Annotated in this window: 19 protein-coding genes; 1 reads left to right on the top strand and 18 read right to left on the bottom strand. The window is 44.7% G+C overall.

The annotated features are described in order from the left end of the window. Nucleotides 1-315 precede the first annotated feature (315 nt). On the top strand, nucleotides 316-522 hold the full coding sequence (locus tag NST45_RS27305; RefSeq protein WP_036677826.1) for a hypothetical protein: 207 nt from the start codon (nucleotides 316-318) through the stop codon (nucleotides 520-522). Here NST45_RS27305 and NST45_RS27300 read toward each other — a convergent pair. The 18 genes from NST45_RS27300 to NST45_RS27215 form a co-directional block, all read right to left on the bottom strand. Next, entirely contained in the window at nucleotides 491-1,297 is an 807-nt protein-coding gene (locus NST45_RS27300; RefSeq protein ID WP_036677825.1) for an MBL fold metallo-hydrolase, read from the bottom strand. The two genes, NST45_RS27305 and NST45_RS27300, sit on opposite strands and share 32 nt — an antisense overlap. A 14-nt stretch (nucleotides 1,298-1,311) precedes the next feature. Next, complete coding sequence (gene yycI / locus NST45_RS27295; RefSeq protein WP_036677823.1) at nucleotides 1,312-2,052, bottom strand: two-component system regulatory protein YycI; 741 nt, start codon at nucleotides 2,050-2,052, stop codon at nucleotides 1,312-1,314. 38 nt (nucleotides 2,053-2,090) lie between these two features. Beyond that, nucleotides 2,091-3,383 carry a two-component system activity regulator YycH gene (gene yycH, locus NST45_RS27290; protein WP_036677820.1) on the bottom strand — a complete coding sequence of 431 codons (1,293 nt, stop codon included), beginning with the start codon at nucleotides 3,381-3,383 and terminating at the stop codon, nucleotides 2,091-2,093. Beyond that, nucleotides 3,380-5,209 (bottom strand): cell wall metabolism sensor histidine kinase WalK, encoded by a 1,830-nt coding sequence (gene walK, locus NST45_RS27285; RefSeq protein ID WP_036677817.1) that lies wholly within the window; start codon nucleotides 5,207-5,209, stop codon nucleotides 3,380-3,382. The genes yycH and walK overlap by 4 nt, the downstream gene beginning before the upstream one ends. Further along, nucleotides 5,209-5,940: a response regulator YycF gene (gene yycF / locus NST45_RS27280; protein ID WP_076124308.1), complete on the bottom strand. Its 732-nt coding sequence runs from the start codon at nucleotides 5,938-5,940 to the stop codon at nucleotides 5,209-5,211. Before yycF ends, walK begins: the two co-directional genes overlap by 1 nt. Before the next feature lie 191 nt (nucleotides 5,941-6,131). Continuing rightward, a complete protein-coding gene (locus tag NST45_RS27275) occupies nucleotides 6,132-7,679 on the bottom strand; it encodes a M23 family metallopeptidase (RefSeq protein ID WP_076140569.1) in 1,548 nt (515 codons plus the stop codon). 316 nt (nucleotides 7,680-7,995) lie between these two features. Continuing rightward, nucleotides 7,996-8,640, bottom strand: coding sequence for a hypothetical protein (locus NST45_RS27270; RefSeq protein ID WP_038573956.1), 645 nt, complete (start codon nucleotides 8,638-8,640; stop codon nucleotides 7,996-7,998). A 190-nt stretch (nucleotides 8,641-8,830) separates the two neighbouring features. Then, nucleotides 8,831-10,117 (bottom strand): adenylosuccinate synthase, encoded by a 1,287-nt coding sequence (locus tag NST45_RS27265; protein WP_036677809.1) that lies wholly within the window; start codon nucleotides 10,115-10,117, stop codon nucleotides 8,831-8,833. A 211-nt stretch (nucleotides 10,118-10,328) separates the two neighbouring features. Then, a complete protein-coding gene (dnaB, locus tag NST45_RS27260) occupies nucleotides 10,329-11,690 on the bottom strand; it encodes a replicative DNA helicase (protein ID WP_036677807.1) in 1,362 nt (453 codons plus the stop codon). Nucleotide 11,691: 1 nt separating this feature from the next. After that, on the bottom strand, nucleotides 11,692-12,138 hold the full coding sequence (gene rplI / locus NST45_RS27255) for a 50S ribosomal protein L9 (RefSeq protein ID WP_036677804.1): 447 nt from the start codon (nucleotides 12,136-12,138) through the stop codon (nucleotides 11,692-11,694). Beyond that, complete coding sequence (locus NST45_RS27250) at nucleotides 12,135-14,141, bottom strand: DHH family phosphoesterase (protein ID WP_036677802.1); 2,007 nt, start codon at nucleotides 14,139-14,141, stop codon at nucleotides 12,135-12,137. The genes rplI and NST45_RS27250 overlap by 4 nt, the downstream gene beginning before the upstream one ends. Nucleotides 14,142-14,152: 11 nt before the next feature. Next, nucleotides 14,153-15,070, bottom strand: coding sequence for a DUF2232 domain-containing protein (locus NST45_RS27245; protein ID WP_036677800.1), 918 nt, complete (start codon nucleotides 15,068-15,070; stop codon nucleotides 14,153-14,155). Nucleotides 15,071-15,076: 6 nt separating this feature from the next. Then, nucleotides 15,077-15,379 (bottom strand): MazG-like family protein, encoded by a 303-nt coding sequence (locus NST45_RS27240; protein WP_170914153.1) that lies wholly within the window; start codon nucleotides 15,377-15,379, stop codon nucleotides 15,077-15,079. 223 nt (nucleotides 15,380-15,602) lie between these two features. Next, complete coding sequence (locus tag NST45_RS27235) at nucleotides 15,603-16,028, bottom strand: CBS domain-containing protein (protein ID WP_036677795.1); 426 nt, start codon at nucleotides 16,026-16,028, stop codon at nucleotides 15,603-15,605. A 194-nt stretch (nucleotides 16,029-16,222) separates the two neighbouring features. Then, complete coding sequence (locus NST45_RS27230) at nucleotides 16,223-17,248, bottom strand: LCP family protein (RefSeq protein ID WP_036677792.1); 1,026 nt, start codon at nucleotides 17,246-17,248, stop codon at nucleotides 16,223-16,225. 323 nt (nucleotides 17,249-17,571) lie between these two features. Next, nucleotides 17,572-18,516 (bottom strand): D-alanyl-D-alanine carboxypeptidase family protein, encoded by a 945-nt coding sequence (locus tag NST45_RS27225; protein ID WP_036677789.1) that lies wholly within the window; start codon nucleotides 18,514-18,516, stop codon nucleotides 17,572-17,574. A gap of 84 nt (nucleotides 18,517-18,600) precedes the next feature. Further along, the gene (gene opp4A / locus NST45_RS27220; protein ID WP_076105179.1) at nucleotides 18,601-20,319 is read right to left on the bottom strand and encodes an oligopeptide ABC transporter substrate-binding protein; all 1,719 of its coding nucleotides are present in this window, start codon (nucleotides 20,317-20,319) and stop codon (nucleotides 18,601-18,603) included. Between the two features lie 193 nt (nucleotides 20,320-20,512). Further along, complete coding sequence (locus NST45_RS27215) at nucleotides 20,513-22,462, bottom strand: DNA mismatch repair protein MutS (protein WP_076140567.1); 1,950 nt, start codon at nucleotides 22,460-22,462, stop codon at nucleotides 20,513-20,515. Between the last annotated feature and the right edge of the window lie 480 nt (nucleotides 22,463-22,942).

Genomic DNA, 22,942 nt, shown 5'->3' with positions numbered 1-22,942 from the left:
CAAACCTCTGTAACCATTAGACTCCAAATATCACTAAAAAGTTTCACTTTATCCATTAACCCCACAAGAGTTTCGATCAATCGTTAGATTATGATAATCTTTTAATATATCTTCTCTATTAGGAATATTTTGCAACTTAAAAGACTACAATAAAATAGAAGTGTCCCTAAAATTTTAGCTTTGCTCATCACGCTTTTAATTGTATCACAGGCAACCTGCAATTCGGGATTTTCCTCAGCTAAAACACCTGCGAATTTTTTACAGTTTTCAGTTCTAATTACACTATATATTCACACTATTAAAGGAGGATTAATTATGAGTTCTTTTTCAACAAGTATGGATTTAGTCGAGTTTATCGGTAAGCTTGGTGACTTAAAGGATGAACACTACCACATGACCCTTGCCTTTAGCGCAATGATCGAATTGATGATTGAAAAAGGCCTAATCTCCCGCCAAGAATTAGATCGCAAGACCGCTGAACTTGATCAGCTTATGACTGGCTCAGCTTATCCCATGGCGTAGGTTGATCATAATACGTATCACACAGTCTGAACTCACTATCTTTGAAAAAACAGCCCCGATCCTCCATTGCGCCGCGTACCGACATTTTTGCCAAATCCATCATATTGTGATCCCGGCTTAAATGCGCCAAATAGGTCCGTTTGGTCCGCCCTGTAAGAATTTCGCTAAGCGCAGCTCCAGCTGCCTCATTGGAAAGGTGACCCATGTCGCCTAGGATGCGCCGTTTCGTATTCCACGGATAACGTCCCATTCTCAGCAATTCGATATCATGATTCGCCTCCAGCACCAATACATCTGCATCTGAAATTGCATCTCTTACCTTATCACTAACATAGCCCAGGTCTGTAGCTACACATAACTTCTCTTTTCCATCATAAAAATTGTAACCCACTGGCTCCGCTGCATCATGAGAAATCGCAAAGGATTCTACTCGCATACTGCCGAAATCCTTGTGCTGGCCAGACTCCATGATCATACGGTTATACTCCGGTATTTTACCAATTCCCTTCTCGATAGCTCCCCAGGTATTGGTGTTCGCATAAATCGGAAGATCGTATTTACGGGCCATGGCCCCGAGTCCCTTGATATGATCGGAATGTTCGTGTGTAACTAGAATCCCGTCTATATCATTACCCGTTAGTTCACGCATGGCCAACAGCTCATCGATCCGCTTGGCACTAAAACCTGCGTCAATCATAAGTGTTGTCTCCCCGTTTCGTACCACCGTTACATTGCCGGTAGAACCACTGGACAGTACTGTAAATGAAATCCCCATTTTCCTTACTCCTTCTACTCTGTTGTCTTAGGACTGATGATGTCCGCACTAATAGCATCCACATAATAGGCATTGCCGTTCTCCAGCATAAACCGCCACATCGGCGAAGCTACCTGACTTTCCGAGTTGAACAGCTCACCGTAATACCCCAGCTCAATCTCCTTCACTACGGAATCTGCCGGAAAATACTTCTCTATCAAGCTACTAAGTGCTTGCGATGCTGGAAGCACCTTCTGTTCTTTATCGCTGCTGCTTGTCCCTATTTCAATCTTCGGCCAGCGGTAAGCTACGATTTTTTGATCACTGTTAATCAACTCTAGCCTAACACGGAACAACGACCACTGATTTTGAACCAGCGGATGAAGAACAAACTTCCCAACCTCACTTTCCTGTGAATCAAAGCGATAATTGGAAATATCAGGAATCTTATCCTCAAGCGCCTTGCTAAGCTCTGAGAAGGAAGAATAGATCAGCTTGCTGTCTATAGGTACATCTAATTTAATTGGTGGTTCAGTCTGCTCTTCAGCAGAATAACGATAAGTAATGTTAGGAAGCTGCGGGGTAGACGCCGGAATGGGACACAATACACGAATCCCTTTCTGCTCCATTACGGCTTGGGTCTCAGCAGACAGGGAAGTAAAATCAAGATTAGCACTAACCTGATCGCGCAAATCGACCCACAGCTGGTAACATAGCAGCAGATTCAGACCTAAAAAGGCGCAAATCAGTACATTTTTAGCTCTTCCCCAATCCATACCCGAACCTCCTAATTGTTATATGAACCACTTGTCCATTAATTTAAAGTAAGAACACTGCCATCACTAAGTGTAACTTTCCAGACAGGTATCAGCTCCAGATGATCTTCCTTCACCTCAGGCACATAAGCAGGCGTTAAATCCTTCACTGCCGAAGTTTTACTGACCAGAGACAACCTATACTCCAGATCCGCACCTCCAGATAGCTCCACTACCTTTTTTACGGCCTTACTTTCATCTATATAGATTAGAGAACGTTCATAAGAGGATACTGTTCCCTGCTGCAGTTCCAGATTTATTACACCATACTGTAATGATGAATTGCTCATAATCGGATAGGAGCCGTACGGATAGGAGCCATAATATTGTTGAAAAGAGACCTTTCTCTCCTGTCTGCCTTCCTCTGTAGCCTCCAAACGGTAAGTCCCATTCCATCCGCCATGCTGGTTCACAAATTCTACAGCTTCCAAAGCATCCTTGGCAGGGGTACTTTCTCCAGCTGGAAGCGCTGCAGGGTCACTATAGCTCATCCAGTTCTTACCCTGGTCCACCTGAAGGCTCCGTTTGCTATCCGTATAAATCTCCGAGCCGTTCTTCTCCCGAATATATCTAGTGCTTCCAACATCGAAGAAAAGATTACTCTGCATTTGCTCTATGGTGTACATCCCGGAAGGCATGTCTACCTGAACCAGAGAAATCTTACTGTCTGGCACATAATAATCCCCGCTTACGGTCTTGTAAGGCGTCCAATTCTTACCGAAATCAACATGCTGCTGCACATCCTGAACCGTTAAATCCGCTTTTGCCGCTTCGTATATGATGTCGCCTCTCGTACTGAAGAAAATAGCATGGGCCTTGGAATCATTCTTAATGTTATAGATCCAAATGCGATCAATGCTTTCTCCTTCAAAAAGGGAATCTGGCGATAACTGCATCACCCGCTGCAATAACGTTACCGGAATGCCCGCTCCGAATGAAAGCTCAATCCCAGGATTCTCATTGCGGATCTTATCCCAATCATAATCCTGTACCGAATGCCGCTGGAAGCTTTCGAAGCCACGACCTTTTAAGCGATTCATGATCAAGCTATAGAACGTAGAATCCGGATAAAAAAGCGTATGTTTGCCTTCTCCCATATGGATGATCATTTTGTCAGGGTATAACAGGTTCTCTACCTTCTCTTCCGGACCCATATTATCTGTCTTCACATACAGGTTCTCAGAAAGCACTGCTGAATCAGCACCAGGCAAACGGTAGATCAAATAATAGCTTTCAACCAGGCTTCCGAGCACGAGCAAGGCTAGAATGCATGATTTGATTCGTTCCTTCATGCCTCACTCCCCCTTTGCTCGTTCAAAGGCAGGGTAAAGGTTACCTTTGAACCTTCATTTAGCTCGGATTGCAGGGAAATGGAGCCTCCATGTGCCTTCACAATTTCCCGGGCAATGGAAAGGCCAAGTCCGGTGCCTCCCATGTTCCGCGAACGTGCCTTATCCACGCGATAAAATCGTTCGAAGATCCGCTCGATATCCTTTTTCGGAATCCCTATCCCCGAATCACGCACAGAAATGGAGAGCATTCCATCCTCATTCTTCAACGCTTCCAGTTCAATCGTACCGCCTTCTGGCGTATATTTTAGCGCATTGGAGACCAAATTCCCCAAGACCTGATCGATTTGATCGCGATCAAGCCACGCCGTGGTAACATCTTTGCGGACCCTTGTACTTATATCGATACGCTTCTGCCGAATTTGAAAAGAAAAACGATCCGCCACATCCTCCAGCATCTCGGTAATATCCGTCTGCTGAATTCGAAGAAGAGCTTCCTTGGAATCCAGACGGGAAAGATGCAGCAAATCCGTAACCAGACGGATCATCCGTTCGGTTTCGTTGCGAATAACCCCAACAAATCGAACCGCCAGCTGCGGATCTTCAAGTGCTCCATCATCCAGTGCTTCAACATAGCTTTTAATAGTGGTAAGTGGTGTTCTTAGCTCATGCGAAACGTTCGCCACGAACTCCCGGCGTGATTCCTCCAGATTCTCCTGTTCGGTGACATCCTGCAGCACAGCAATTGTGCCGGCAATGCCACCCTCACGACGATGAATGGGAGTAAACGTCACTCTTACGATATTAGAATCTTCTCCACCCATATGGGTCAGATGAAGCATTGCAGATTGGGCATTACCTTTAGCCAGAGATCCGCTTTGTTCGTAATCTAAGCCCAACAGTTTATCTAGAGGAGCGCCTTCCGGCAACGGGCCTTCATTTCCGAGCATCAGTGCTGCCCGCCGATTCATCAGAATCACTACTCCGTTCTCATCTGTAGCCACAACACCATCACTCATGTTCGTCAGAATAGAGGTAAGCTTCTCCTTCTCCTCTTCATTCTGCGAGAGTGCCTCACGCAATCTACCGGTCATATAATTGAACGCCTGACTGAGTTGTCCAATTTCATCATTTCCTAATACAGGCATTTTACGATTGAATCGGCCTTCAGCGACAGCCGTAGCATGCCTCGTCATTTCCTTAATAGGCTGCGTGATGGTGTGCGCCAGAATGACGCATAAAACAACCGTTAACGCTAGAGCTAACAGCAAACCTGAGATAAATACACTATTGATCCGGCCCATCGTGGCGTACAGATCCTTCATGTCAGCAGCAATATAGATTGCGCCCACTACCTTGTCACCCGAGAGCACAGGCTTGGCCACAACCTTTTTACGCACATTATCATCGGCAATAATATATTCCTCGTTATCACTGATGCCCTGCAAGGCCCGATTCACAACTGTCTGGGTGTTACGCTGCCCGACATAGTCATTCTGCGAGGGAACGGAAGTGGTGATGATTTTGCCGCTGGCATCCAGTACCTGAATCTCAGCCCCGTTAATGTACAGATTATTGACCATTCCGCGCAGACTTTCCACAGCGGTTTCCTCATCTGCGGTTCCAGCCTCACTACCAAATTTATCAGCAGTCAGGATAGACAACATCTCAGCACGTGCTTTAAGGTCCTTGGTGAAATTATCTGTTAACGAGTTCTTCATCGAGCTGACAAAATAAACCCCGATCAACTGCATAGCTATCAGAATTAGCAATACGTAAATAATAATAAGTTTTGCCTGAATTGTCCGGATAAAGGACCGCCACTTCATCACAGTCCTCCATTTTTAGGGCTATGCATCAAATAGCCGAGTCCACGCCGAGTATAAATATATTCGGGCTTGCTGGGGTTCTCCTCAATTTTCTCTCTTAGACGACGGATCGTCACGTCAACGGTCCGCACATCACCGAAATACTCAAATCCCCACACTGCCTGCAGCAAATGCTCCCGAGTCATCACCTTACCGGCATGTTTGATCATATAGTAGAGCAGCTCATATTCACGATGGGTCAAGTCAAGCGGCTCCCCGCCCTTATAGACCATATACATATCTGTATCTATAAACAGATCAAAATGATAAATGCCCTGCTTATTCTCTGCTGGTTCACTCGCCATCCCCTGTGGTGACGGTTTATGCTGTCTCCGCATCTGGGCTTTAACTCTGGCCAGCAATTCACGTGTACTAAAAGGTTTGGTCACATAGTCATCAGCACCAAGCTCCAGGCCAAGTACCTTATCAATCTCTCCGTCCTTGGCTGTAAGCATAATGATAGGAATGTCCAAGTGCGCAGAACGCACCTCGCGGCAGACGTCCATGCCATCTTTGCCGGGCAGCATAAGATCAAGCAGCATAAGATCGGGCCTTTTGGACAATGCCAGCTCCACTGCACTGTTGCCATCAAAAGCACAAATAACCTCGTAGCCTTCTTTTTCTAAATTAAATTTCAATATATCAGCAATAGGCTGTTCATCATCTACTACCAGAATCGTTCCCATCTGCATGTCCCAGCTTCACCTTCCTATCCTTACTTAATGATCATTCCTTTATTTTAACATACCTGTCTAACCGTCACATCCTACGAAATAAGCAATCCCCCTGCCCAGCAAAAAGAAACGGCTTTGCCGTCACTCGTAGATTAAAAAAAATAAAAACCGCCCGATTGAAATCGAGCAGTTAAAGGACAAAGTATGAATTATTGCAAATACTTCATTGGATTTACAGCAGTGCCATTCTTCCGAATCTCAAAATGCAGATGTGTACCTGTCGAACGTCCGGTGCTGCCCATTACGCCAATCTTGCCACCCTGCTCCAAGCGTTGGCCTGTAGAAACCGAGATGCTTTTTAAATGACCATAATAGGTCTGGTATCCGTTGCGATGATCTACAATAACTACATTCCCGTATCCACTCTGCACACCTGCAAAGATCACGGTCCCGGCATCAGAAGCTTTTATATTCCGATTGCTAGATACCATATCAATACCCTTATGGGCACGGCTCCAACGCTCGCCGAAGCTACTTGTCAGGGTCGCCCCGCTTACCGGCCAACTGAACATGCCTGTTCCTTCACCAACAACCTTCGTTCCCCGATAAACAACTTCTGGCAGCGAGGCTTGTATAACGGTCTGGCCTAACCATTCTTCTTGGACGACCGTACCATTTTCCTTCGTTACCCGATACTCCATTTCTTTAAGTCCAGTTTGCCCTGGACGAACGACTTTGCTTTTGCCTGCCGCTAGCTGATCGCTCGAACGCACAACCACTTCCGGCTCAGTCACTATCTGCTCAGTCACTTTTTCCACTGTTACTACTGTAACATCTGGTTGGGGTACCTTCAGCTTCAGTGTATCTCCAATCTTCAACGTCAGTTCTTTCACGTTAGGGTTGTTACTATAAATCTCTTTTTGGGTGATTTCAAACCGTTTGGCAATCCCCGAAATCGTATCACCCTCTTGAACGGTATAAAGAAGGGGCGCCTCTTTACCTTCGGTAAGTGTCTGGACCGCTGCCTCCACATCCAACACTTTATTAGGATCTGCTTTGATAGGAACGATAGAAATATCTTCACTAATCTCTACCGACTCTACTTGCTCCGGAGTCTTCGCTTTTGCAGCAGATGAGCTGGAAGCAGCCGTTCTTGTTAGCTTACTAGCCGTCGTTGCTACTTCTGCTTGTGGGACATAATGATTTTTTACCCCTTCAAGCACTGCATTAGCAGTTTCCTGATCCTTAACTATGCCAACAGCCTTGCCATCTACCATCAATTGTACGCCTACCGCATAAGCCTTCAGCATTCCATCTAGTTTAGTAAGTGTCGCCTCACTATCAACTTCTGGCTTGTATGCCTTCTGCTCTTCTATTGTAATGCCCTCTGTTTGCAGCACCATGGTTGAATTCGGATATTTCTCCTGATATTCTCGTTGTTTCTTATCGTATAGCTGGTTAAGCTGCGTCTGATCGGTAAGTCTTCCGATTTCTTCACCCTTCACCAACACTTGATAATAGGTAACCGTGTTAGCAGCTACATACCTTTTCTCTGCTCCAACCAACACCGTAGCTAGAAGCACAAGGCCGACAGATCCCAAAATCCAAGCGCGCCGAAATCTGCGAGTACCTTTCTCTTGTTGAAAGTGTTTGGAGTCGTGATCGAAATTGTGGCTCTGTTGAACATTCGCCTCGGACTCTGCTGGATGTCCATCCTGCAGCTTGCTCATCCGACGCATGAACATAAATCCCTTCATGAAACTCTCCCTTTCAGTCCGCTTTTACTTCCGACAAAAGCGGCCAAGCTAATTGTACGACCTCGATTATATAGATTACGTCCATGTAAATTTCTGCGTATACTAGTGCTTAATTCCTGCTTCTAATGAACCTATAAAAAGGTTGTTAAGGAGGTTACAAAAAATTAACCTCTTGAGGTCCTTGTTTACTGTACCATAGCTTAGAGAAAAATTTCAACTTTAGACATAACAAAAAACCCGCCAAATACGCGGGTTTTTTGCGCAAATATGAAATTTTAACCTTTTTCATGTGTCTATAAAGTGACAATTACAAATGCTATTGCGTAGATTCTGTAGTTGGTGTAAGCATTTTCATTATGCTCTCATATTCGTCTGCATCAACATATTTTGCAATTACCTGCTGCAGCTCTTTAACCTCATCTTCTGTTAATCCATCCTCCATCGCTGTTGAAATTTTTGCCATCTCATCCTGGGGTAGTTTGGACATCAAAATATTGAATATATTTACCTTCTCTTCCGATGGAAGATTATCTTTAAAGTCACTGAGTGCCTCAGGTGTCATTACTAATTGTTGGTCACCAACACTTCCACTTCCGCTATCAGCTGAACTTTCGGTTGTAACTTGCCCCATAACTGGTAAGGCATCAGTCGGAGTATTATCATCTACGGGCTCACCCTTGCCTTTAGCTGGCGAATCCGTGCTTTTGTCGGTCTCCTTGCTAACTGTACTCCCTGTGGTTACTTCTTTATTAGCTGTATCCGAGTCAGATTTGTTATCCATGCCAATAATGCTCCGAATCATTCCTCCAAATCCCGGACCGGGAGTATTCACTTTAATATCGAAGCTAGCCAGTACCGACTGAATATAAGCATTTACAACCACGCCCGTTGTTAGAATTGAAAGAGTGCTGGCAAGTACCACAATCAGACATACGCTAAGTGCACGCTTCACGATCTTCATCTTCATTTCTCCTCTCACCTATGTTCAAGTCTATCTGGTAGATCATGTACATGTTCTTCTATACATCCAGTATTGACTAGAACCGGCCTTGGGAAACGTCTAGGCATAAATCTAGGCCCCAAAAGAGAGAGATATAGTCCTCAGAACAAAAAAAAGAGCCTCTAACGAGGCTCCTTAGTATAACTAGGTTTTAGATATAAATTGGCAATACTTGATTCGTCTGCTCACGGTTACGACCCACTGAGAAGATAGCAATCGGAATACCCGTAAGCTCAGATACACGTTCAACATATCTGCGTGTATTGGCTGGAAGATCATCCAACGTTTTTGCAGAAGTAATATCTTCGCTCCAGCCTGGAAGCTCTTCATATACCGCTTCGCATTCTGCCAGCATTTTGAGGCTAGCAGGGTAATGAGTAATTACCTCACCACGGTATTTGTAGCCTGTGCAGATCTTCACAGTCTCAAGTCCGCTAAGTACATCCAGCGAGTTAAGAGATAGCCCTGTGATTCCACTTACACGACGAGCGTGACTCACAACTACACTGTCGAACCAGCCTACACGGCGCGCACGTCCGGTAACTGTGCCATATTCATGACCTGTTTCACGGATATAATCACCTGTTGCATCATTCAGCTCTGTAGGGAACGGGCCATCTCCAACACGAGTGGTATAGGCTTTTGCAACCCCAATAACCTGTTTGATTTTGGACGGTCCCACACCAGAACCTATGCATACCCCACCGGCAGATGGGTTGGATGAAGTAACAAACGGATACGTACCTTGATCGATATCAAGCATTACTCCTTGCGCACCTTCAAACAACACTTTGCGATCCGCATCAATGGCTTCATTAAGAATAACAGAGGTGTCTGTTACATAATTACGCAGCACTTCTGCATATTCCAGATATTGAGTCAGAATCTCTTCTACGTTAAGAGCTTCCGCACCATAGACCTGTGTAATCACTTGGTTCTTCTCTTGCATCAAGGGGCGGAGTCTCAGTTCGAATTCCTCAGCGTCCATCAAGTCAGCAATACGGATACCGTTGCGTGCTGCCTTATCCATATAACAAGGACCGATACCTTTACGTGTAGTACCAATCTTGTTCGGACCCTTACGGTCTTCTTCGAGAGCATCCAGCACCATATGGTATGGCATAATGACATGAGCACGATCACTGATCACTAAGTTCTTAGTGTCAAAACCGTTCTCGTGAATATAATTAATTTCTTGGATCAAGGCAGCCGGATTAATAACCATTCCGTTACCAATTACACAAGTTTTCTCTTTATAAAATACACCCGAAGGGATCAAGCTGAGCTTAAACTTCTCACCGTCAATCAGAATCGTGTGACCGGCATTATTGCCCCCTTGATAACGGGCGACCACATCTGCACTTTCCGCTAGAAAGTCAGTGATTTTCCCTTTACCTTCGTCTCCCCATTGTGTTCCCACGACGACTACCGTTGACATGTTCATTCCTCCGTAGGTGCTACTTAGCACCATTATTTTTCATAATATGGGCCCTATACGTCATTCTTATGTACGTGGCCCTCCGGACGCCAAGCAGATTTAACCCGCTAAAGGACAATTCTCAGTGTAACAGCGGTTTTTTTCAAAGTCAAATAAAACGAACGATTACACAAAGAAATGTGCAATCGTTCGGGAATTATACATGTCAGGTTTAACCAGCAAAGGGTTCCGCATGTGCTCGCTCGTAGTTAACGAACTTGTTGAAATTTTTAAGAAAGACCAGTTCTACCGTACCTACGGGACCATTACGCTGTTTAGCTATAATGATCTCAATAATATTCTTCTTCTCCGTATCCGCATTGTAATAATCATCACGATACAGAAACGCAACAATGTCGGCATCCTGCTCGATAGAACCCGATTCACGCAAGTCACTCATCATTGGACGTTTATCCTGACGCTGCTCTACACCCCGGCTTAACTGCGACAGAGCAATAACCGGAACATCCAGCTCACGAGCAATCTGCTTCAATGTACGAGATATATCCGATACTTCCTGCTGACGGTTCTCTCCGCCTTTACCGCGGCCCTGAATGAGCTGTAAGTAGTCGATGACGATCATGCCAAGTCCTTTTTCCTTCTTCAGTCTCCGGCACTTTGCACGAATATCGGTTACCGTGATACCTGGTGTATCGTCGATATAAATCTCCGCTTCAGATAGAGACTGAATGCCCATCGTCAGCTTGGACCAATCATCATCACTCTTGAAGTCACCGGTACGCATAATATTGGCATCTAAGTTGGCTTCAGCACAAATCATCCGCTGTACCAGCTGTGGCGCTGACATTTCCAGACTGAATATCGCAACAGTTTCTTTAGCGCGTACTGCCACGTTCTGTGCAATATTCAGGGCGAATGCAGTCTTACCAACAGATGGACGAGCCGCAACAATGATCAGATCGTTACGTTGGAATCCGTTAGTCATATGATCTAAATCCACAAATCCGGTTGGGATACCTGAGGTACCCCCCTTATTTTGATGAAGCAACTCAACCTTGTCGAACACTTCCATCAAGACATCGCGGATCGCAATAAATCCACTGCCGCTCCGCCGGTTGGAGATTTCAAGAATACGCCGCTCTGCATCACTCAGCATATCGGCTACATCTTCACCGCCAGTATAACCTTCGCTCACAATTTGCGTGGCTGTGCGAATCAAACGGCGCAGCATGGCTTTCTCTTCGATAATCTGGGCGTAGTATTCTACGTTAGCAGCAGTAGGCACGGCATGCGCCAGCTTAGCTAAGTAGCTAACACCACCAATATCTTCAAGCTCTCCTTTGTCCTGCAGTCTGGACGTAAGTGTAACAAGATCAATCGGCTGGCTCTCTTCTCCGAGCTGCACCATCGCCTCAAAAATCATTTGATGCGCTTTATCGTAGAAGTCTTCAGTATTCACCCGTTCCATTGCAGTAATGAGCGCTTCATCCTGCAACAGAACCGCACCAATTACCGCCTGCTCGGCTTCAAGATTCTGCGGGGGAACCCGATCGAAAAAGAGATCTCCACCCATGTTACTCCTCCGTTACCTCAACCTTAAGTGTGGCCTTTACTTCAGTATGCAATTTTACGCTTACTTGAAATACTCCTATATGGCGAATTGGCTCACCTAATTCAATCTTGCGCTTATCAATAGTAATTCCTTTGGTGGAAGCCAGTGTCTCAGCAATCTGTTTGCTTGTAATAGCGCCGAATAAACGTCCGCCTTCACCTGATTTTGCTTTCATTGTCAGTGTTAACTCGTCAAGCTTCTTACCCAATTGCTGTGCTTCTTCTTTTTCGTTATCTTTACGGCGTTGTTCAGCAGCTGCTTGATTCTCCAGCGTCTTCACGTTGCCTTCCGTTGCCGGACGAACCAATCCACGTGGCAATAAGAAGTTGGAAGCATAACCTTCGGATACCTCTTTAACCTGACCTTTTTTACCTTGACCCTTAACATCTTTTATGAAAATGACCTTCATTCGAATAACCCCTCTTTCGATTCGATTTCCGCCAGCACCTGCAGTAATCTGGCTTCTGCTTCTTTACATGTTCCTTCAAGCTGTACTGCGGCATTGGACAGATGCCCACCGCCGCCTAATTTCTCCATCACGACCTGTACATTCATACGTCCGAGTGATCGGGCACTAATGCCAATCAGGCCGTCAGGCCGCTCGCTGATGACGAATGAAGCGACTACGTTGGTCATCCCAAGCAGCGTGTCCGCAGTCTGAGCAATAAGAAGCTGCGGGATTTTCATGCCTGGTGCCGTAACTACGAGCGCGATTTGGTCATACACCATTCGCGCATGTTTGATAATTTCGGCTTTGGAAATATACTCCTGTAAATCCTCCTTCAGCATGCGCTGAATAAGTACGGTATCGGCACCATTCCGGCGCAGGAAGCCTGCCGCCTCAAAGGTACGCGAACCCGTATGGAGCGCAAAGTGCTTTGTATCCACCGTGATCCCCGCTAACAACATTGTAGCATCCAGCGGACTGATCTTTACCTTCTCATGGATATACTGAAGCAGCTCTGTCACCAGCTCACAGGTCGATGAAGCGTAAGGTTCCAAATATACCAATACAGCATCATTAATGAACTCTTCACCTCTGCGGTGATGATCCACCACTACGATTCTGCTGGCATATTGTACTAGCCGCGGCTCCATCGTCATAGACGCCTTATGTGTATCCACAACAATAAGCAGGGTATGCTCTGTCATGATCTGTAGGGATTGCTCCGTTGTGATGAATGACTTATACAAATCGTCATCCTTACGAATCTGCTCCATCATGTTAGTTATCGATGGATTTGGAGTCTCCATCACAATGCTAGCCTCTACATTATACATCTGCGCAGCCCTTAACAGGCCGATTGCAGCACCCACAGCATCGATATCCGGTGTCCGATGACCTAGGATCAGCACACGATCGCTCTCCTGCATCAGATCCCGCAAAGCATGCGCAATGACCCGCGCCCGCACTCGGGTACGCTTCTCAGCAGCATTACTCTTGCCACCGTAGAAGGATAACCGTTGGCCTGCTTTTACAGCCGCCTGATCACCACCTCGGCCCAGCGCCATGTCTAGACTGGATTGGGCCAATGCCCCTAATTCACTTGCAGAGTCTGCGCCAAAGGCCAGACCAATACTCAGTGTCATAGGTACCTTGAGATCAGCAGTCATTTCTCTGACTTCATCTAGAATCACGAAGCGGCTCTCTTCCAACGCTTGCAGGCTACGATGATTAAGCAGCATTAGATAACGTTCCGAGGACAACCGCCGCAGATAAACCTCAAACTGCTTACTCCATTCAGTGATCTCACTCGTCACCTTAGCAATCAGCGAGGTTCGCTGTTGATCATCCATTCCTTGAGCGGATTCATCCAGGTTATCCATCATCACTATGCCGATCGCCAGCTTCTCATCCTCATACCGCTCACGTAACACCACAAGCTCAGTGATATCATACAAGTAAAGAATACGCTCACTCGGAATAATGACAGCTTGATAAAATCGTTCATCCACGGTGATCTCAAGGCGGGTGTCATGGAGCACACCTTCTTTGCCGACCTCCCGCTTACCCGCTGCAGCACCTGTAAAAAAAGACTGCATATCAGGCAATAATTCTTGCAGTGATTCCCCAACTAAAGACTTGCGTGCGAAAATATCGCCGGCATAGCGGTTATTCCATTCCACCGTTCGATCCTCGCTAAACAGAATGATTCCAAGCGGCAGCATGCTGACTGCTTCGCCCTCTACCCGCTTAATGCGGAAAGACAGCCCATTAATATATTCCACCAGATTACGACGGAACGAGATCTCCGCTTTCAACATATAGAAGCATAAAGTACCTGACAGAAACAGGCCGGCGACCCCAAGCGCCCAGTTATAGACACTGACAATTATAATAAGGACCAACAGCAGCATGAACGCCCATACGGTATGATAGCCGTGCCAGCGTCTTTGCAGAAATTTAGGCATGAACTCTCACCCTATCGTTTCGATTTGGTCACATACTCCCGCAGTGGGAACGCAAGATCAATAATACCAATAATGCGCAGCGGCGGCAGTAAAATAACCGGTATCGCTAACAAAACGGCAGACATCTTGTTCCATTTGCGTTCATGCGCCAGGAAGAAGAAAAATCCGATGGCCTGAATCATAAAGCCAATTCGCAGCAATGGCAGAAGATTGGCAGAAATCATGAGGATGAAATTGTTCTCCGACCCTGAGAAGAAGAGCTGTAGAACAACACCAATCAGATAGTACCAAATAAACGATCTCGAAAGTCTCCATTCACGTGCAGGCTTCATCTTAGGCACTGCATAATTCATACTGTTCAGAATCGGGCGGGCAATAGCATGCGTAATCACAGCAATCATGAAGGAGCTTACGATTAGAGTCATAGGGATCATTTGGACCGTCATATGACTTATCTTGTTTACATCCTCAGTTGAAAATCCAATATCAGTGAGCAGAGGATTGGTAGTTCCGAGCTCGGACAGAGGTGAATTAACCATTTGTAATACATCGTTCACATAGGTAGACAGGTCAAAATTAAATAATGCCGTACCCAGCAGCAAAAGCAGCAGGAACTGTGCAAGAATCGTAACCGTACCTGCGATCACAGTAGACATGGCCGGGGCATGTCTTTTATACCAGCGCCCCATAACCAGAGCCGGTATTAAGAAATACGCAGCTATCAACAGATAAATTGGTGTAATCAAGCCTACAATCAGCAACACCGGCAATACATGCAGCACAAATTGTCTCGTGTTCAGTGTAGTAAACAACACTACTGCCGGAACAATCATAAACAGGGTAGTGATGATGAGGAGTGGAGTCGTTAAACTAAGCAGCAAAAGTAAGTATGCTACGCTCCAAGCCACAGATGACCAGCGAAATTTCAACAGTATTCACCTCTTACGCATATGTTCTTCTAAAGCAGATATATCTTGGTACCAATCTTCCAGTTGATGCCCTTCCTGCTTGTGCTTTCTAAGCTTCTCCAGTAGCAAGTCATCTAAAGAACGATAAGGAATCCCTAGTCTGCGGCCCAAAATATAAGAGCTCATAATCAAGCTAGCCAGACTGTCACCGACACGGGTAGTACTGCCTTCCCATAACGCTTTAAATAACCGTGAAACTTGATCAATCACTTCGGTTTTCAGCCATTCAATTACCTTGGCGCGCTTGGCTACATCCAGATCCTTCGGCACATTGGACACGTCTCTCTACCTCCGGCAAAAAGCTTTATTCTCCATTATAGCATAAAAAATTCGGTGTCACACTGGACGCCCCGCGCCCCTTAAGTATGCTTCAATCCATGCTGACTATGCCTCTTTTTGGAGAGGAGCTTTCTTTAAAAAAGACCCGCATTCCGTTATCGCCGGAAATACAGGCCTTGTTCCGATAGCTTCTATAACCGCGAATACACTGGGACTATAATGATTCCTGTGATTGTCTTGTTACAAATTTCTCGCAATACTCTATGACTTGACTCCGGCGAACAATTCCAATAAACCGGTTCATATCATCGACCACAGGTACAAAGTTCTGCACCTTAGCCAAATTAATTAGATCTTCCATATCCGCATCAATCGAGACCGGCTTGTTATTCATACGTAATGGAACGTCCTTCAGCAAAAATTTTGAAGCGTTCTCAAACGAAACCTTGCCCTCCGACTCTTTCATGTACCAGAGCAGATCACCTTCCGTTACCGTGCCGGCATACTCTCCATTACGGTTAAGAATCGGGACTGCTGTATAGCGGTGAAACTCCATCCTCTCAAGCGTTTGGCGCAGCGTAGAATCGAGCGTTACGCAGGCCACCTCCTGTTTCGGAAGTAAAAAAAATGCAATATTCATCTCTTGATCCTCCTCAAAGAGTTCCGAAGGAATTACGGTTCTTTAACTTCCTTTTACTGCCATGCCAATGTGATTATACGTAGCAGCTAAATAATAGTTCCAATTCATTATAACATGAAGACAGTAAGCAGCAGCCATGAGAATGTTTATGGCTGCTGCAATTTATTTATATGAGTTTAGCTTTCCAATTAGAATTACTGCGTAACTGCTGTTGCTTTGGGCTCGAGTGCATTACTTGCTTTTCCCGGCTCAATCAGTTGATCTACTGGTGTTCCTGCATTCATCCAATTATCAATCAGCGCCTTAGCTTCACGCAAATCCTCTTCATCAACGATATCATAATAAAGTCCGTCAATACGTTTTCCTTCGCCCATTACCGTAAAGCTTGAGATATCCATGTCTTTGCCGCCCATGAATTTCTTGGCCAGACTAATGATCATTGAAGGCTCTATATCGGTCTTAAAATTATTGCCCATAATATCCAGCAGCTTTGGAATATTGCCGATTTGGCTGATCGATAACATTTTATTAGCTACAACATCAATAAAAACCTGTTGGCGTTTGGTCCGGTTAAAGTCACTATCTTCACGGTAGCGTGTATAGTTAAGTGCTTCTTGACCGTTATAATTCGACTTTCCACCCTCGATCGTAAACTTTTCATGGTCCTTACCCTTGTTTACAATGTCCTTCTTGATTGGCAGCGGAACGCCTCCAATAGCATCAACGGCATCCTTGAGCCCTTGAAAGTTAATGGTGGCATAATACTGAATATCATGCTCCAGCAGTGCTTCCAGAGTATCCTTAGCCATTTGCTGCCCACCAAAAGCATAAGCATGGGTAATCTTATCTTTTTTATTATCGTTATGCCCAATAATCTCGGTATACGTATCACGTGGAATAGAAATAAGCAGAATTTTGTAATCCTCTGGGCGAACAACAGCATACATCATCGTGTCCGAACGTGCGGTTTCATTGTCGCGTTGATCAGTCCCGAGCAGCATCAGCGAGAATGGATCGCTTTTGTATACAACCGGCTCTGGCTTAACCTTATTCTCATCCTTAAGTGGCTGGTAAGATTCTTCTTTCAGCTTGCTTTCTACCCGATCGGACAAAAAGAGGTCAAAAGCTAATACGGCCAAAGAATTTCGAAAGAGAAAACCTCCCGCTATAATAACGACGAGAACAATTAGCGCAATGTATCTTTTCTTTATTTTTTTCATCTTTGATTCCTTCTTTATTGTAGAATAATTGCACGTACCATATATTTACAATGCCTCCTGATCGTTCTCAGGCAGTCATGGTTTTATTTCTCTCGGCGGCGAATTTACTGTCCCTTATTCCATTATCTTATTGTCCCCCCTTTCAGGAAATTCGGGTCATTCTAAATTATAGAAAAAAAGTTTTTTTGTGTTTCTAAAATAATATGGGATAAAACAATATTTCTATTGTAATCACTAAATTGATAAAAAGAAACAACAAATACCGACATGAATAGGGAAAAAGCACCATACCAAGTAATAATTACTGGTATGATGCTCCAAATTTAACTTCGAATCCCAAGGGCATGTATAATATGTTTTACCCGTTCTCCATAATGTAAACCGCGGAAAAACCCATAATCGAACAATTTAGCAGCACCCTCAAATCGGCTGCCATAAGTCTCCGCCCCCATAACGACCGCAATAAGCCGGTGCCCCTCCCTCTGGGCTGATCCCGCAATACAATATCCCGTCTGGCTATCATATCCAGTCTTCAACCCATCTGCTCCATCGTATGCGTAAGCGCCGCCCATACCTGGAAGCATAAGGTTGCTATTACTAACATATAACCCTTTATCCTTTAATTGCATCTGTGTACGACCGGAAATATTCAGTACATCAGGATGATTATGGATTAGCGCAGCTGCCAATTTGGCTGTATCCCTCGCTGTCATCATCGTCTGGCCACCGATATGCGTAGGCTGACGAATGATACCAAGATCCTTGCTCGACAATCCAGAGGCGTTGGTAAATACCGTATTAGGAGATAAACCTAAACTACGTGCTCTATCATTCATCATAAGTACAAAAGAATCCTCTGATCCTGCCATATATTCTGCCAATGCAACTGCAGCATCATTAGCAGAATATATGGTGATGCCTTCGAATAGCTCCCTTACTGTATAGAAATCTCCTCGTTTTAATGAGAGACTCATACCTCCCATTTGACTGGCGTAAGCACTAATAGGGACTCTATCCTCCCACCTAAGGGTTCCAGAGGTTATGTGATCCAGCACAATCATTTCAGTCATTAATTTAGACACACTGGCCGGTGGCATAGGCACATCGCCGTTTATATTGACCCATATGTCTCCACTATCCATATCTAGCAGCACTGCTGAACCCGCGTCAATATCCGGTTTAAAGCCCAACTCGATAGGCCTCCACACCGTAATTAAGACAACGACTATCAAAGCTGCACCAGCCCATATTAATATCCGTCTCTTCATCGTTGTCATCCTCCATAATATATATGACGAATGAAACAGCAATTTGATTTCACTTTTTGCGTAATTTTTTTTATTTTTTTTAATTTAGTCCTTTATCCACCATTTATTAGGCTCAATTATGGAGCCCAAAGAATCAACACGCACACCTTGTAGACGTTTATTGACAGCAGTAATGCTTTCTCTTTCCGCAAAAAAGATCATAGGAACCTCTTCATTCACTAGCTTCTGCCATTCATAATAGATTTGTTGTCGATAATCTCTATCATACGCCTTCATACTTGTGCCATCGCGAATCAATTCTTCATTCCGCTCCGAGGACCAACGTGGGTAGTTCCACAAATCATTCTCTCTCCAGAGACCTGAAGGATCAGGATCATTAGCTAATCCCCATACCCCGTTAAACAACTCAATGGACGGATCATCAGCCTCTACTGCTTCATAGAAGGTGTTGAGCTCTTTTAACGCCCCACCATTAAGCTGCACATCAAGTCCCACATTTCGCCAATCCTCCAGAATAGCAGCAGTTCGTAACTCCGCTGAATGACTGCCTAGCATAGAATCATAATTAATAACTAACTTTTCTCCTTTTTGATCCTCACGCAGGCCATCTCCATCAACATCTACAAAACCAGCCTCATCAAGCAGCTGCTTCGCTTTTTCCGGATCATAGGGATACGTATTAATCTGACTATCAGGGATCTTCGCCCAGCTTGCACTGGAAACCGGAGTTTCTATAGGCTTGCCTAACCCATGAGAAAATGATTGAATGATCCCCTCCCGATCAAGTGCATAATACATCGCCTGACGTAATCTTTTATCCGCAAATTTAGGGTTATCCATTACGATTTTTTCAGCTTCACTATCCCAATACCCAAATTTAAACCCTATATACTCATAAGCAAGCTCATTTGATTGTAAAATATTAATATTATCGAGTTTACTCAACTTTTCATAAGTATCTCGTGGGGCATTCTCTATATCAATTACGCCTTGTTCAAACAGGCTGATGATTTCCTTGTCATCAAATACCTTATACAACACACCATCCAATAAAGCCTTACCTTTATAGTATTGATCAAAGCGCTTCATCTCCACCCGCTGGCCAGGTTCAATAAGGCTCACCTCAAAGGGACCAATCCCTATCGGATTTTTTCGCATCTGATCACTCTCAGGCATATCCTTAACAGCGACTCCAGTATAATATTTTTTATTCATCGGATACGGCCATAGATTATCAATCGTATTTACGCGGGCAGCTGTCATTGTTATTTTCAAAGTATAAGGATCTATAACCTTAAGACCTGTTATATTCTTCGCCTCACCTTTATGATAGGCTTCCGCACCTTGAATCATTTCCACACTATAATAACGTGATCCGGTGTAGTCTGGACTAGCAATAGTCTCCATCGCAAATTTCCAGTCCTCTACGGTCAGTTCATCTCCATTATGCCAACGGATTCCCGGTTTGATTTTAAAGGTAAATATTCTATGATCCTCGGACTCCTGCCAAGTGGCGATATTAGGAACCGTTGATAAATCATCATCTATCGTAAACATGGCCTCAGTAATAAACTCCAGCACATGAAAATCATCTTCACCTTCATAAAAAGCAGGCTCAAAGAAGCCCATAAACGGCGATGAGTATCCATAAGTAACTACTCCGCCAGTCTGTGGCTTTTCGACCACCTCATTGTGATGTAAAGATAATGAATTACTGCTGGTACCTGCTCTGCTGCATGCTGACAATACAGTAGTCATCACGAGCATTGTTAACAAGAACCCGCATATCTTCTTATTCTTCATGTGTTCCTTCCCTTCTCTAGTTGAACGTATATCTACATTTAAGCTATGGAATAAATATTTACTGTAACAAAGTTTTAGAATGGTTACAATAACTTCTAAGCTTTAGGCCTATACTCCTGCTTGAATTTACGCATATTTCATAGTATTTATAAAAAAAGAGGGACCTACCTCATAGGCAGATCCTTTTATTACATTATTCTTCATCCTTATGCGTAATTCTCAGGCCTTCGACATGCTTACGCTGCATCAATTTACGCTTTTTACGGGTATCCTTGCTCTCAAAAATTATATCAAAGTCATATTCCTCAGGATACAGCTCATCTTTGGATAGATATGGCTTTAAACGTTTATGATTAATCCGCATTTTTTGCTTCTGGATCATCACTCCGACCATTCCTAAGTGATCTTTTTTCTCATAAACAATTCCTATCCGCCCCAGTGAAGTTACAAGAACGGCATCACCAATTTCATACTGGGTCTGCTTCTCCTTATCGCTCAGTGATTCCACAGACTTTTCTTCTTTTTCAAAATCCTCTATAACAGGTGCAGTCTTCCCTTTCTCTCCCTCTTTGCTAAAAAGACTTGCCCATGCCGACCCATCACCTTTCTGCAGCCTTTGCTGCTGCGCCTCAACGATCTCCCACGATCGCTTGATAACGTTATCCTGGATACCCAGCTTTTTAGCAATTTGCAGAGCATAACTCTCCCCCGCTTCTCCGATAGTCAGACGATACAACGGCTGCAGCGTTTCTTTGTCGAATTCCATTCGTGCATTTTGAAAACCGGCTGTCGCAGCGGCAAAGGCTTTTAGCTCGTTAAAGTGGGTTGTGACGATAATATTCGCCCCTTTACGGCTCAGCTCTTCCAGAATGGCGATTGAGAGGGCGATTCCTTCCCCAGGGTCTGTACCTGCCGCCAGCTCGTCAATGAGCAGCAGCACCCCTTTAGAGGCATCTCTCAGCATTCCCTCAATACTCTTCATTTGTGCCGAAAATGTACTGAGTGATTGGGCCAAACTTTGTCCGTCTCCGATTACACTGATCACATCCGTAAAGACCGTAAACTCACTCCCCTCCTCGACCGGAATCAACAACCCCGATTGAGCCATGAGGGTCAGCAGCCCGAGGGTCTTGAGCACCACCGTTTTCCCGCCTGTATTTGGACCTGTAATGATTAGGGATTTATATCCCTTCCCTATCTCCAGGCTAATTGGAATCATGCCCTGCAGCATGGGATGTCTGCCTCCGTTCATCCTTAGAAAACCCCTATCATTTAGAGTAACCTCAGATGCTCCCAGCGTTCGTGCATATTTTGCTTTGGCAAAAATAAAATCATAGGTGCCTGTAACCTCGATATTTAGGCGCAGTGCAGTTTGTTCCTGTTCTACCATGCTGGTCAGCATACTGAGGATCACAGCTTCTTCACGTGCCTCTTCTCCTAATAACAAATCCAGCTCAATCTGCATGGAGGCGATCTCATCTGGTTCGATGAACACCGTCTGTCCACTTGTGGATTGATCAAGTACCGATCCCTTTATTTGCTTATGATACTCCCGCTTTACGGGGATAACGTAACGTCCACCACGCTGACTATAAATATTCTCTTGCAAAATCGATTGATGGCGCGACATGATCCCGTCAATTTTTTTATGAAGACGTTCTTTAGCTACGCCAATCCGTTTACGAACCCGCTCTAACCCCTTACTAGCTCCATCATCAATTCCCCCAAAGCGGATACAGCGGTCAATTGCTTCCCGCACATGATTTAATTCCAGCAGCGAGGAGGCATAAGCAGCAATCCGGGGAGCACTTTGCTCTTTAGAAGCCATATATTTGCGCAATTGACTACAGCTCTTTAGAAATGTAGCCACTGCAGTGAAGTCTTGCTCACTGTACAGATATCCAGTCCCCATTAGTGACATGATCCACTCAATCCCCTCTAATGAAGGAATCGGTACACTGGACCCCCGCTCCAGCAGCTCTTTAGCTTCAGACGTTTCCTCCATCGCTCTTTGAATGGAAGGCAAATAGGTCATAGGCATAAGCTCTTCTACAGTTTTCTTTCCTACATAAGATACCGCATGACGGCTAAGCTCGGTTTTAATAATTTCGTATTCCAACGTGTTTAGACTTTGTAAATTCACAGCAAATCCTCCTTATTGATCTAACTATTTTTTTGGAACAAAATCTCCCTAACGCAAAAAGGACAAAGAATGCCACTATGGCAGTCCTTGCCCTTCTTTTTATACTATTGTTCTCTGGCGTTTTAAGGTCCCCCTATAAAAGCCAGGGTGGCCGAAAAACAAAAAAACCGTGCTCTAAGAGCACGGTTAATTACAAAGAGAACAATAGCCGTAAAGAGGCCATATGACGCTTCGTGTGTTCTTAACTAAATCATCCACCGTTAGGAACAACAGACATCTGTGCGAGACGGACTCAAATAGAGCACGTAAACGCCAAAAGACGAGCCTGCTAAAGCCTTCCTAATCCAGTGTTATGAAATTGCTAGTTAAGAACGGTCACCAACATCAATATTTCCCCTTTTATTATAGGATAGCTGTAATTTAACACATTCCAGATTGAACGTCAAACGTAATCCGCACGCTGGCTTTTCACAACAAAAA

This window comes from Paenibacillus sp. FSL R7-0163 (assembly GCF_037969975.1).
In the GTDB taxonomy this organism is placed as follows: domain Bacteria; phylum Bacillota; class Bacilli; order Paenibacillales; family Paenibacillaceae; genus Paenibacillus_AQ; species Paenibacillus_AQ odorifer.
This window is presented reverse-complemented; position numbering and strand designations above follow the sequence as displayed.